The organism is Streptomyces coeruleofuscus (genome assembly GCF_039532725.1).
Classification (GTDB): domain Bacteria; phylum Actinomycetota; class Actinomycetes; order Streptomycetales; family Streptomycetaceae; genus Streptomyces; species Streptomyces coeruleofuscus.
In genome coordinates this window covers 189,952-201,955 of the sequence record NZ_BAAASE010000006.1, presented here as the reverse complement: position 1 = coordinate 201,955, position 12,004 = coordinate 189,952, and the positions used below count along the sequence as shown (strand labels likewise).

At 68.3% G+C, this 12,004-nt stretch carries 13 protein-coding genes; 4 read left to right on the top strand and 9 right to left on the bottom strand.

Annotation, left to right across the window (positions count from 1 at the left end):
- Window positions 1-207 precede the first annotated feature (207 nt).
- Both ABFX81_RS24385 and ABFX81_RS24380 read left to right on the top strand, forming a co-directional pair.
- Window positions 208-798, top strand: coding sequence for a hypothetical protein (locus tag ABFX81_RS24385; RefSeq protein ID WP_086839478.1), 591 nt, complete (start codon window positions 208-210; stop codon window positions 796-798).
- Window positions 799-823: 25 nt separating this feature from the next.
- A complete protein-coding gene (locus ABFX81_RS24380) occupies window positions 824-1,765 on the top strand; it encodes a hypothetical protein (RefSeq protein ID WP_346138654.1) in 942 nt (313 codons plus the stop codon).
- A 77-nt stretch (window positions 1,766-1,842) separates the two neighbouring features.
- Here the strand turns inward: ABFX81_RS24380 and ABFX81_RS24375 are convergent, their stop codons facing one another.
- The 5 genes from ABFX81_RS24375 to ABFX81_RS24355 all read right to left on the bottom strand — a co-directional run bounded on the left by ABFX81_RS24375 (window position 1,843) and on the right by ABFX81_RS24355 (window position 6,990).
- Window positions 1,843-3,615, bottom strand: a complete 1,773-nt coding sequence (locus ABFX81_RS24375; protein WP_086839482.1) for an FAD-dependent oxidoreductase — start codon at window positions 3,613-3,615, stop codon at window positions 1,843-1,845.
- A 1,195-nt stretch (window positions 3,616-4,810) separates the two neighbouring features.
- Window positions 4,811-5,185, bottom strand: a complete 375-nt coding sequence (locus ABFX81_RS24370; protein WP_346138653.1) for a PaaI family thioesterase — start codon at window positions 5,183-5,185, stop codon at window positions 4,811-4,813.
- Complete coding sequence (locus tag ABFX81_RS24365; protein WP_346138652.1) at window positions 5,186-5,383, bottom strand: hypothetical protein; 198 nt, start codon at window positions 5,381-5,383, stop codon at window positions 5,186-5,188.
- Between the two features lie 172 nt (window positions 5,384-5,555).
- Window positions 5,556-6,566, bottom strand: a complete 1,011-nt coding sequence (locus tag ABFX81_RS24360) for an alcohol dehydrogenase catalytic domain-containing protein (RefSeq protein WP_086839484.1) — start codon at window positions 6,564-6,566, stop codon at window positions 5,556-5,558.
- Window positions 6,559-6,990: a tautomerase family protein gene (locus tag ABFX81_RS24355; RefSeq protein ID WP_086839501.1), complete on the bottom strand. Its 432-nt coding sequence runs from the start codon at window positions 6,988-6,990 to the stop codon at window positions 6,559-6,561. The genes ABFX81_RS24360 and ABFX81_RS24355 overlap by 8 nt, the downstream gene beginning before the upstream one ends.
- A 129-nt stretch (window positions 6,991-7,119) precedes the next feature.
- Between ABFX81_RS24355 and ABFX81_RS24350 the strand changes: the two genes are divergently transcribed.
- Window positions 7,120-7,704, top strand: a complete 585-nt coding sequence (locus tag ABFX81_RS24350) for an LmrA/YxaF family transcription factor (protein ID WP_086839503.1) — start codon at window positions 7,120-7,122, stop codon at window positions 7,702-7,704.
- 27 nt (window positions 7,705-7,731) lie between these two features.
- On the opposite strand, the gene ABFX81_RS24345 is transcribed toward ABFX81_RS24350, so the two are convergent.
- The 3 genes from ABFX81_RS24345 to ABFX81_RS24335 form a co-directional block, all read right to left on the bottom strand.
- Complete coding sequence (locus ABFX81_RS24345) at window positions 7,732-8,208, bottom strand: tautomerase enzyme (RefSeq protein ID WP_086839486.1); 477 nt, start codon at window positions 8,206-8,208, stop codon at window positions 7,732-7,734.
- An 82-nt stretch (window positions 8,209-8,290) separates the two neighbouring features.
- Window positions 8,291-8,917: an NAD(P)H-binding protein gene (locus ABFX81_RS24340; protein ID WP_086839488.1), complete on the bottom strand. Its 627-nt coding sequence runs from the start codon at window positions 8,915-8,917 to the stop codon at window positions 8,291-8,293.
- 27 nt (window positions 8,918-8,944) lie between these two features.
- A complete protein-coding gene (locus ABFX81_RS24335; RefSeq protein ID WP_086839490.1) occupies window positions 8,945-9,787 on the bottom strand; it encodes an aldo/keto reductase in 843 nt (280 codons plus the stop codon).
- Window positions 9,788-9,860: 73 nt separating this feature from the next.
- Between ABFX81_RS24335 and ABFX81_RS24330 the strand changes: the two genes are divergently transcribed.
- Window positions 9,861-10,526 carry a response regulator transcription factor gene (locus tag ABFX81_RS24330; RefSeq protein ID WP_086839491.1) on the top strand — a complete coding sequence of 222 codons (666 nt, stop codon included), beginning with the start codon at window positions 9,861-9,863 and terminating at the stop codon, window positions 10,524-10,526.
- Window positions 10,527-10,941: 415 nt separating this feature from the next.
- Here the strand turns inward: ABFX81_RS24330 and tcmP are convergent, their stop codons facing one another.
- Window positions 10,942-11,487 (bottom strand): three-Cys-motif partner protein TcmP, encoded by a 546-nt coding sequence (gene tcmP / locus ABFX81_RS24325; RefSeq protein ID WP_346138651.1) that lies wholly within the window; start codon window positions 11,485-11,487, stop codon window positions 10,942-10,944.
- Between the last annotated feature and the right edge of the window lie 517 nt (window positions 11,488-12,004).

The window sequence follows — 12,004 nt, the reverse complement described above, 5'->3', positions numbered from 1 at the left end:
CAGCAGTTGCATGCAGCCGGGCATGAGCCGCTGGCGTTCTACCTCAAGGGTGGGGCCGACACCCCTACGCCATCCTTTGGTCGCATGTTCCCTCGTCTTGACGGCGGAACCGACTTCGACCCACGGAGCGATCCTCGACGGCCCCTGTGCCTGCGACTCTCGTAATCGAAACCGGCCGACCACCAGTCACCGAACCGAGGACCGCGCATGCAGCCGTTCCCACACGTCGAGGACACCGCAGCCGCTCGCCCCGGGCGGCTTTGCGCCGCATGGCAGGCGGCCCACAAGCCCGCTGCCGGAGTATCTCGGCGGATGCAACTAGTGGCCTATGCCGTGCCGTTAGCCGTCCTGCCATCCAGCATCTGGCGCCTGCCGGCCGTGTTCGACGATGGAATCGGGCTCGGCGAGAAGGCGTACATCGTCCTACTGTCGATCCTCTCCGAAGCCCTTGCGTTCACGGCGATCGGGCTGATCGCCGGTTGGGGCGAGGTGTTCCCGCGCTGGATGCCTTTCCTGCAGGGCCGCAGTGTCCCAACGAAGGCAACGGTGATCCCGGCAGCCATCGGTGCCACGATCCTCACGCTCATTACCGTCCTGTCCCTCGTCACCCAGGTCATGGGCACCACGATCCGAGGTGACGACCTGCCCGCCAACTTCCCCAGCGAGGTGGGCGGATGGGAGACCGCGTGGTTCTACGTCTGCTACGCGCCGCTGATTCTGTGGGGACCGCTGCTGGCCGTACTGACCGTCGCGTACTGGAAGCGCCGCGCGCCCCAGAACGTGCATGCGCGGGCCTGAGTGGCGTGGCGGAGAAGGAGTTCAGGTGGATCGGTGGGATCGGGTCGGGAGCGTCGCGGCGTATGGGGCAGCACTGGCACTGACGCCGTACTTGCTGATCAAGGTGTCGTGGGTGGTCGGTTCGCTCCTGGGGCTGCTGCCGGCCGGGACCGGGTTCGGCAAGGTGGAGTGGGTGGTGCTCAACAGCGCAACGATCGGTATGGCAGCGACCGGTATCGCGGTGGCGCTCGCGCTGGTACGGCCGTGGGGGATGCGCCTACCGGGAGCTCCGTTGGCTTTCTGCGCTTGGGTGGGTACGGGGTTCCTCGTCCCGGTGTTGCCGTACGCCGTCCTCAGTCCGCTGCTGGGCTCGGCGGATGGCAATCCGAAGAGTGAGGGTGACGCGGGCCCGTCGATGCCGGGCTGGGAGGCCGCGCTGGTTCAGATCGGCTTTGTAGGCATGGGGCTGGGTCTGGCCATCGCACCACCCACGTACTTGCGGCGACGCTGGCCGGACGCGTTCACGGGTCGGCTCGGCGACGGTGGAGTGGGTACGCCAAGGGTGCCGCCATGGATGGCCGTGGTCGGCGCCACCGTCGGTCTCATCTGGCTGTACTGGGCGGCGGGCGGCACCGCAGGTGTAATCCACCGCGGCGAGCGGGACCTCGCTTGGCACGTGCTGTCCGGAGTCTTCGGGCTCTGGGCGTTCGTGGCGTCCGCCGCCACCTGGGCTGCCGTCCGTGGCCGGCCCGCACGAGTACCTCGGTGGGGCCCCATGGTGCTCGGCTGGCTCGGCTCGGGCTCGTTGTTCGCCTGGAGCGGCTGGAAGCTTCCGTTCACCCTGTACCTGGCGGTCGCGCAACCGGCCGATGCGGCCCTGCCGGAAAGCCTCGCGCTCGCGGCACTCCTGCACTTTGCCGCGGTATGGACGGGCGCCGCGATGCTGCGAGCGCTCGTTCGTACGCGGCTGGTGTCATCGAACTCATAGCCGAACCTGTCCTCCGTGCGTGACTCGACAGGCTGAGCGCTTCAATGAACGAGGTCGAGCGACCGATCCCGACTGGATCACCCCAGGTCGAACGCGTTCGGCAGGCCGGCCTTGAAGCGGAAGTGGTCGTGGCGCTTGAGGCTCTCGAGCTCCGGCGGCCGGAACAGCGGGGTGACCGTGCAGCGCGGCGCACTCGAACCTGCTTGATCCAGAAGGGCGTTGACCGCCTGACGGGCCGAGGCGTTCGCGCCCTCCATGGTGGCGAGGTCGATGTCCACGGCGACGTAATCCCCGGACAGGAAGAAGTTCGGGACCGTGGTCCTGGCCGATGGGCGGTTGTGCAGCGTGCCCACGGGGTGGATCAGCAGCTCGTCCTGGTTGGTCGGGTGCGGGGTGCCGATCCCGTCCACTCCGGGGTCCAGGAACCACGAGTGCAGCGTGCCGTCGCGCAGCACTGTCTTGCCGGTGTCGTTGAGTGCGTCCTTGAGCTGTGCCCACACCTCGCGTGCGACCTCCTCGCGGGTGCACTGTTTGGCCGTTTTGCCGTACAGGACGCCAGGCTTGTCCCACTCGGAGATATCCACCGACAGACACTCCTTGGCCACGCCGTCGCCGTAGTCGGCGGCGAAGTCACGCCCTGGCCAGTGCCGGGCCTGGGCGATCGCGGTCAGTGACCATGGCGAGTCGATGCAGTTGAAGTGGCCCTGTACCACGGGCGGCGTCTCGGTCAGATAGAACTGAAGGCCCGTCATCCAGTCCGTCTGCAGCTTGTCGCAGCGCGCCAACTGTGGGTCGGCAGCGCGTAATCCGGCACTCCAGGTGCGCCGCGCGTGCTCCACCGGCATGGCGGAGACATAGTGATCGGCGGTAATGGAGCGACGGACGCCGTCCGCGTCCTCGATGACGGCCTCGGAGACCCGCCCGTCTCCGCCCAGCCTCACCTCGTGCACGGTCCAGCCGATACGGAACTCCACGCCCAGGGAAGTGAGATGAGCCACCCAGGGGTCGATCCAGGCCTCATTGGTGGGTGCGTTGAGGATCCGGTCGGGTGGGCCGTCCGCACCCCGTCCGAGCGCGTTGAAAACGAAGGCCTCGCCGAGGGTGCCGACCGTGCGGGTGCTGGCCTCCTCAGCCTTGGTGGCGACGATGTTGCGGGTGACGCCGACCGCGAGGATGCGCTGGTACTCCCTCGACATCTGCCCGGCGCGTACGAAGGTCCACCAAGGGGTGGCCTCCCAGGTGGAGTTGCGGCGCGCGTCGCAACTCGTCAGGAAAACGACGGCGCGGTTCACGAAGTACGCGATCTCATGGAGAGGAAGATGGAATCCCGTCTCCAGGAGACCGGTGAGGGCGCGTCTGATGTCGTCGAGGGTGAGCTCGGCGGGCTCCTTCTCCCCGGGGATGGGTATCCGCAGATCCTCGCGGCCGTTGTTCCGCGCGAACATCATCTCCTTGGGTGCGATCAGGTTGTCCCAGACGCCGCCTGCGTTCCCGGGAAAGGGGATGCGCCGCATCGTGTCGGGGAGGTTGTGGTAAATCCCCGGGATGAAGCGGAACCCGTGCTCCGCGGGCAGTGGCTTGCGGCTTCCCTTCGCGCTGTCCGGTACGTCCATGGAGCGGGCCTTGCCGCCGAGCGCCCGGCGCTCGTAGACGGTCACCGCGAAGCCCCGCTCGGCGAGTTCATGCGCCGCCGTCAGCCCGGCGACGCCACCGCCGAGCACGGCGACGGCCTGCTGCCGTCCCTGCGCCGGTGCCGCTGAAGCCGCCGTGCCGGTGCCCAGCGCCACCGCCCCGCTTGCGGCCGCGGCCCCCACGACAAAGGTGCGTCGCGTGCTGCCCGTTCGCCCCATGACCGGTCTCCCCTACCGTCGGTAACGCCTGCGGTCCGGCGGAGGAGCCTAAGGGAGCACCCCTCGACGCGGAAGGCATGGACATGACTGACGTGGGCATGCGCTCGAATGTGGCGCGTTTGCGTTGCCGGAGAGCCGGTCGCATCACCGCCAGGGGTGATCGAAGTGGCGTAGACGGCATGCCGCACAGGAACCGAGCAGCGTCGTCGACGGTGACGGAGCCGGGTGGCCAAGAACCGGGTAGCGCAGGGTGGGGGATCGCACTTGGGTTCGTCCGGGCGCGGGGCGATTACGCCGAGGCCGTGTAGGGCGCGCTTCACCTCGGGGTACTGGCCGCGCGACTCTTCCAGACGCCGTTGGAGTCCGCGATGCTGTCGCGGCCTTGTCGAGGGACTCGTAGATCGCCGTGGTCCGCTGTTCGAACCTGGGAGGGCGCCGCCGGTGTCGGCGGTGCCCTGCTGAGCACGTGGACAGACGTCCGGCAAGGTGCGGCACCGGACGATTCCGGCGCCGCACCTTCCGTTGGCGCGGTGGTGGCAGGCAGCGTATCGATCAACGTTCTTCAACAATGAACCCCAGGTCGCTGACCTGGGGTTTTCATTGGTGCGGGTGACGAGAATCGAACTCGCGCTCTCAGCTTGGGAAGCTGCGGGCATGTGCGGTTCGTCTGGGCTCTGACCTGCGCGTACGGCTACGGTGAGGCCCCGCGGGGATGGGTCGCTTTCACCGTGGTTCCCCGCTGTTCCCCGTCGTTTCTGGTGCGGTAGTGGTGCACGTCGTGACGTCGCTGGCACCTACTCGTCATCGGTGTCAGAGGCGGGAAGGATGGCCGCCGTGACCGCCCGCGTTGATGTCAGAGGTGGACGTCAAAGGCCCCGGACCATGATCGGTCCGGGGCCTTTTGGCTGGTGCCCCCGGCAGTATTCGAACCTGCGACACCCGCTTTAGGAGTTTTCCGTGAGCGAGCCTGTGACCTGCGGAAACGCCCACTTCGGGGTGCCTGGCCTGGGAAAACACCCCTCCGTAGTTCTCGCGTGTTCACGCGGTTTCCCGGCCCCATGTGTGCTGGATCCGTTCTGCCAGCAGCTTTTGACGGGGGATCCGCTGCTCATGCAAGTGCTTCTGCGGGATGGCTTCTTGCCTCGAAGGACGAGCCGAAACGTGGTCGGGGGATGCGCCCTCTGTTCTCGACCGGTCACGCTTCTGCTTGCAGCCCCGGGAACAGGGTGCGAGTGCGGTGGGGGTCGGGAGCAATGAAGACCCCGTCGGCCGTGACGAGGATCGCGTCAGGGTCTGTCTGGATGGTGATCGACCCGCTCACGAAGATCTTGCGGTCGTCCGTGCTGGTGACGCGGGCGAGGATCCGCAGAGGTGTCTCCAGTGGGACCGGGCGGTGGTAGCGCATCTGGAGGGAGACGGTCAGGCCGGGCGTTCCGGCTGCTGCGCAGGCGCGGCCCATGAGTTCGTCCAGGAGCATGGCGCTCATGCCGCCGTGGCCGTAGCCGGGCGGCCCTTCGTGGGCGATGCCGAGCGTGCAGTGACCCACCAGGCCGTCGGCGGTGGGCTTCACCTATACGGGCGGGGCCAGCGGGCTCCCGGCCCCGGTCACAGGGCTGTAGATACGTGTCCCTGTGGGGAACTCGTCCACCTCGGGGATCTCCGCCCGCGACCGCCGTCGGCCCGTCAGCTGGCTGGTGACGGCACGGACGCCGTCCGCCACGCGGTGGAGGGTGTCCGGGGAGGCGGCGGTGCGGACGGTGGCTTCCACCAGAGCGCGCAGTTCGTGGCCGAGGCGGGTTATGGCCGCCCTTTGGTGTTCCAGTTCCTCGGCTGTCGTTCGCGTGGGTTGTGTGGCAGTGCCAGTGGGTGGCGGGTCGGTGAGGGAACTGTGCATCGGGCTTCTCGGTGGAGTGGGCTGGTGGGGTGAGTGCCGGGTGGGGTCAGTCATCGGCCCGGACGAAGACCGGCTTCAGGTGCTTCTCCGGCAGCGCGGTCGGCAGGTCCTCCCAGTCGATGACGTGGGAGACGACTTTCTCGGGGGCGACCTTGCCAGAGGCGGCGAGTTCGAGGGCGTCGGGGATGTGGGCGCGTACGTTGTCGCGGGCGATGCGCAGGGTGACGCCGGTGAGGTACATGTCGAGCAGGGGCAGCTCCCCGGGGCGGAAATGGTTGCCCGCCGACTCGCAGATCCCCTCCGGACTCAGGGACTTGACGGCCAGGCCGAGCTGGTCGACGCGGCCGGTGGCCTCGACGGCGATGTCGTAGCCCTGGGGGATCGGTTCCAGGGCTTCGGCGGTGGCGGCTCCGAACGCGCGAGCCAGGGTGCGGTGTTCGGGGTCGGGGTCGACGTAGAGCACCTCGGAGGCGCCGAGCGCGCGGGCGATGTCGCACACGTAGAGGCCGATGCTGCCGCGGGCGACGACCAGGACGCGTGCTCCGGGGCGGGCCTTGAGGTGAGGGGCGACCAGGCGCCAGGCCAGGGACCAGTTGTCGCTGGCGGACGCCATGGCGACCGGGTCCAGCCCGGCCGGTAGCGGGACCAGCATGGCGTCGGCGTAGGGCACGTGGACGAGGTCGGAGAAGAGCCCGCCCCAACTGCCGCCGATCGGTGCGCCGTACATCGCCATGTAGGGGACGGCGGTGCAGTGCGCGGTCAGCCCGGCCCGGCAGCGCTCGCAGGTACCGCAGTTGACGGACCAGGGGACGACGACCAGGTCACCAGGGGCTACGGCGGTGACGGCGTCGCCGGTTTCGACGACCCGGGCGACACACTCGTGGCCGAGGGCAAAGGGCGGCTCGATGAAACCGTGCCCGGCCAGGATGGAGGAGTCCACGTCGCAGGAGGTGGCGGCCACCGGTGCGACGATCGCCTCCCCGTCGGACTGGAGTTTCGGGTCGGGTGTCTCGCGCCACTCGACGGTGCGCTTGGCGACATAGGTCAGTTCACGCATCGGTGCGCTGTCCCTTCGCCAATGCCACCAGGTCGTCGTAGCGAATCACGGAGCCGCCCGCGCCCCACATGCCGTCGGGCTGCTCATGCACCAGCACCCACACCCGCAGGGCGTCGTCCGGGCCGAGGCCGGCCGCGGCCAGGACGTTCTTGGTCGCCTCCTCGACCAGGCCCGCCTTGCGGCGCTCGGACAGGGCTCCTTGCGGGACGGTGACCTCTACCAGGAAGCGCGGCGCGTCGTCCTCGGCGGTGGTCTGGGCATCTTCCGGCAGTTCGGTGAGGTAGCTCCACGCCTGGGCGCGGAAGAACGCCGTGTCGGGTGCGCCCTCCCAGCGCAGCAGCACGGCGGCGAGGTCGCGCTGGATGCTCTGGCGGCCTTGTTCGGTCAGTGCGCCGGCCGGGGCCGTGAGCCGGATCATCGGCATGGGCATACCTCTCTTCGTTTCGTTCGACTCTTCGCTCGACGACGCAGTTCTATGACGGTCGTTATAAGCGACGGTCACGCTAGACTATGACGGCCGTTATAGCCAGTGGGGTCAGAAGGGATCGTGTACGTGACCAAGCCCAGCCCGGCGGCGCGCGAGCGGATTGTGGCCGGTGCGGCCGACATGATCAGCCGGCGTGGTCTGAACGCGACGAGCATCCGTGAGATGGCCAAGCACGCCAGGGCGCCGCTCGGCTCGACGTACCACTACTTCCCTGAAGGCAAGCAGCAGTTGGCCACCGAGGCCGTCCGCTATACGGGCGAGTGGGTCGCGCGCCGTCTGCGGAAGGAGCTGGAGGCGGGGCCGGTCGCCGGGTTGCGGGCGTTCCTCGCCCTGTGGCGCAAGATCGTCGTCGACAGTGACTTCAGGGCGGGCTGCCCGGTTCTCGCCGTCTCCATCGAGGAGCCGCCCACTGACGAGACGCCCCCCGCCGTGGTAGCCGCCGCAGACGTCTTCACCGCATGGGAGAGCCTGCTGTCCGCCTCGCTGCGCGAGCGTGGCGCCGAGCGCGAGGAGGCGGTCCAGCTCGCCACCCTCGTCGTCGCGGCCGTAGAGGGGACCGTGGCCATGTGCCGCGCCAAGCGCAGCATCGAGCCCCTCGACCGCACTGCGGAGCAACTGCAGGCGCTGATCCTCGCCACGATCAAGGGCTGAGTCGGCCCGCGCTCGACGCCTCGGGCTTCAGACGCCCAGCGCGGCGCGGACGGCCTTGACCCTCTCCTCCGTGAACACCCCGCTGTCGAGGAGCGGGAGAACGGACAGTACGCCCCCGGACGAGCCCCAGCTGCCCTCGTCGATCACGCGGAAGTTGACCCACCACGTCGGTGACGGCTTCTCCAGTCCGAAGGCCGCCGCCAGTGCGGCAAGGACGCGCTCGATGACCTGGCCTCGTACGTCCGGCTGCCAGGCGGCGTCCATGACCGCGATGTCGATCACCATCACGTCGAGTTCCTGGTCGGCGTCCGAAAGCAGCCGTCCGCCGATCGCCATCATGTCCCGCTCGCGCTCGACGAAGTGCACCTGGAACCCGACGCGGGCGGCCGGAGCCGGCTGCCCCACCTCGGGTACCAGTACCGCGTCCGTCAGCGTCTCGGCCAGCTCGCGGCGCTGCTCCAGGCCCAGGCGGCCCCTCGGGGCATTCACGGTAATGATCGTCACAGCATCCTCCTATGACAGTCGTTATAGAGGTCGGCATATTACACCCGTCTATAACGACTGTCATAGGGGGCGGTGTGGGCGCTCAGTCGGAGATCACGGCGGTGCGGTGGATCCACTCGCTGCCCTGTGCCGCCGTGTGCATGAAGGCGGCCACGTCCGCACGGCTGATTGTCGGGTTGCCCTTCATCGGCAGCCGGTCGTCCGCCCGGTAGGTGCCCTTGACGGGGCCGTGGGTCAGCCTGGTCGGGTACACCACGGTCCAGTCCAGCCCGCTGGAGCGGATGCGCTCGTCCGCGATCGCCTTGTCGGCGTAGATCGACCGCAGCAGCGTGCCGTAGATCAGCTTCTGCGCGCTGCTCGACCAGCCGAAGGTGTGGCCGACACCGAACGAGGACAGCCACACCAGACGGGAGACACCCGCTTCTCCGGCCGCGCCGATCACGGCCGCAGAGGCGCGCGTGAACAAGCCGTCGGCGCGCACCGAATTGCCCCTGCCGAGCGCGGAGACGATCGCGTCGTGCCCGGCCGCCGCGGCGGCGAGGTCGCGGTGCGAGGTGGCGTCGCCGGTGACCGTGGTGACCTGCTCGGCCAGGTCACCCAGGGCCGCCGGATTGCGGACGAAGGCCGTGACCGAGTCGCCGGATCGCACGGCCAGGTCGAGGACATGGCGACCGGTGGGACCGGTCGCACCGAGGATCAGCAGCTTCATGACAGGGGGCTTCTTTCGTGTGCGATGTCAGGAGAGGTCGACGAGGTCTTCGTCGGTGAGGGCGATCGCGGCGGCAGCCATGTTCTCCTCCAGGTGGGAGAGGGATCCCGTGCCCGGGATGGCCAGGGCCACCGGCGATGAGGCCAGCAGCCGGGCCAGGCCGATCTGGGGGACGGTGGCGCGGTGCCGGGCCGCCACCTTGGCCAGACGCTCGTCGTCGAGTTCCCGACCGCCACCCACCGGGAAGAAAGGCACGAAGGCGATGCCGGACTCCTCGCATGCGGCCAGGACGTCCGCTTCGTCGCCCTGGGCGGCGTGGTTCTGCACGGCAGTGACAGGTGCGATGGCGCGAGCCTCCGCGAGATGACCGGTGTCGACGTTGCTGAGGCCGAGGTGACGGATCAGGCCCTCCTCACGCAGCGCCGCGAGCGCCTCGAAGCGCTCGGCGAGGGACTCACCCTGCGGGGGTTCCATGGCGCCGATGCGCAGGTAGACCAGGTCGAGGCGGTCCACGCCCAGGCCGTCGAGGTTGGCTTCGACAAAGCCACGCATGTCGGCCGGGGTGCCGTGGGAGAGGCCGTCGGGGCCGACGACTGGGCCCACCTTGGTGGCGATGACCAGGTCGGACGGGTAGGGGTGCAGGGCCTCACGGATCAGGGTGTTCGCTCGCACCGCACCGCCGGCGCTGAAGTAGAAGTCGGCGGTGTCGATGTGGTCGACCCCGAGTTCGACGGCGCGGCGCAGTACGGCACGGCCGGCCTCGGGGTCGCGGGCGGGACCGCCGATGCCGTCCTTGGAAGGCAGGCGCATGGCGCCGAAGCCGAGCAGGTTGACGGGGAGGTCGCCGCCGAGGCGGAAGTCATTGCTCATGAGCTCCAGCCTGCAAGGCTCGGCATCGGCCGACGAGCCCGTGGCATGTTGCTGCCACCGGCACAATGGACGTATGCCACAGGTCGTGATGCTTCGCGGTGATCTTGAATTCTGGGCGCGGATCAAGCCCTTGACGGAGTCCAACGACGTGGAATGGGTCAACGTCGCCCGCGACCTGGACACCTGGCCCGGCGCCCGTGAGGCCGCCCGCCTGACGATGCGTCGTGACGGGGCAGTTCAGGCCCGCAAGCTGTACAGCCCCGCCGTGCTCGCCGAAGAGCGCGACCGGGAGGCCCTGCGCGAGATGGCTGCCCACGGCATGCGGATCAGGATCACCGCCACCCCGTTGTCCCGGGGAACCTTCTTCATCGACCGGCGAACCATGATCCTCACCAGTCCCATGACGTCCGCCCCGGCCGCTCACGGACACCGCACGTACACCATGAGCGCCGCGCCGGCCTTGGTCGACGGGGCGTACGCGCTGTTCGAAGCCGCTTGGGAGAGCGCGACCGACCTCGCTGCCTTCCTCAGTCCGCAACGGCCCCTGATCGACGCCCAGACCGGCAGGGTCCTGCGCGCCTTGACCTCCGGCATCACCGACGAGACAGCCGCACGGGAACTCGGCATGTCGCTGCGCACCTACCGCCGCCGGGTCGCCGAACTGCTCGTCACCCTCAACGCGGGCTCCCGTTTCCAGGCCGGAGTACGCGCCGGCGAGATGGGCCTGACCCGGGGGTGATCACCGCCGTCAACTGACAGGCTCGGATACGGATACGGTTCCAGCCGACCACCATCCCCTACAGGTCTCTCACTCGTGCAGCGATTCCAAGAGGCGGGGAGCTGACCTGGGGTTCTTGGGGCAGATGCGGGCCGACCTACGGAAACGGCTCTCGGTAGTTCTCAATGCTCGACGCCGCTTCCCAGGCTCATGTGCCCTGGATGCGTCTCGCAGCCATCTCACCAGAGGGCCACCTGTTCTGCCGCTGAGCTGGTTTTGGGCGGGGACGTCGCCAGGGCCACCCTGGTTTTGGTGTTGATGGCACGAGGTTCAGTCGTCACGACGCCTGCATCACGCAGTTGGCGCACGGCGTTGATCACTTGGGCGGGGCGATAGACCGTTTCCAAAAGGGCATATCGCTGAAGTTCCGGGATGGTTAGCCCGTTAACGCCTCGGAGATGGAGTCGTGCAGGATGCGTCGCAGCGGAGCCGTATCCGGTTCGAGTTCGAGGTCCAGCATCTGCTGTTGTGTGTCCCGGGGGTCCCGGTACCGCACACCGTAGGAAGGATCCACCTTCCACATGGCATCCTTCATCTTCTCCAATCCTCGTTCGTGCTGGGTGCCGAAGATCAAGTAGAGCTTCCTGCCGCCCTCGTCGACCATCTCGAAATACAGCGTGTGCGAGAAGCGGGCCCGGCGCAGAGTCTCCCGATACTGCTCGCGCAGGAACGCGAACTTCTGCGAGGAAGGCTGCTGGAACACGGCCTGCCAGTCCTGGTTGCCGAAGGCTTCGTCGCCACGTTGACGGTAGCCGTCGTGCTTCTCTGCGAACCGGGTGAGGAAGCTGGGCTCGAAGGTCACCATCACTTCGGTGCTGCGGTAGCGCCCCAGCTCGTCCAGTAGCGAGTACGGGATGTCAGGTCCACCGAAGCTGTCCAGGAGGACGAAGAGTGGCTTCTCCAGCGCGCCGATGCTGCGCATTTTCTGCAGGAGCGACGGGTGGAATTCCCCGTGCCGTATGTCGACGGCCAACCGTTTGGCGATGGGTTCCGTGTGCCTGGAACGGACGCCACCGCACTCGGCGTCCCTCCCGCGACCCTGCTCCTACCGCTCGCGTTGGCGACCGCTGCTGACCGGAGGGGGTGCTAATTGGCGCGCGTCTGGATTGAGGACCGCATAGGGCACGCGGCCTACGTGCGGGCCGTGGCTGAGGCCAAGCAGGCAGGGCGTACGCCACCCGGGCGCTACCGCGTGCGCTGGTACGGCCCGGACGGTAAGCCCAAGATGAAGACCCTGGCCGGCAAGATCGACGCCGACGTCGAACGGCTCAGGATGGAGTCCCGCCTCAATGACGGCTCCTACCGCGATCCGGCCGCGGCACGCGTGAAGTTCGCTGAGGTGGCGGACTCCTGGCTTGCTGCCCAGCTGCACCTCAAGCGATCAACTCGCAACCGATACCGCGGTGTTCTCGACGTTCATGTGATCCCCCGATGGGGCA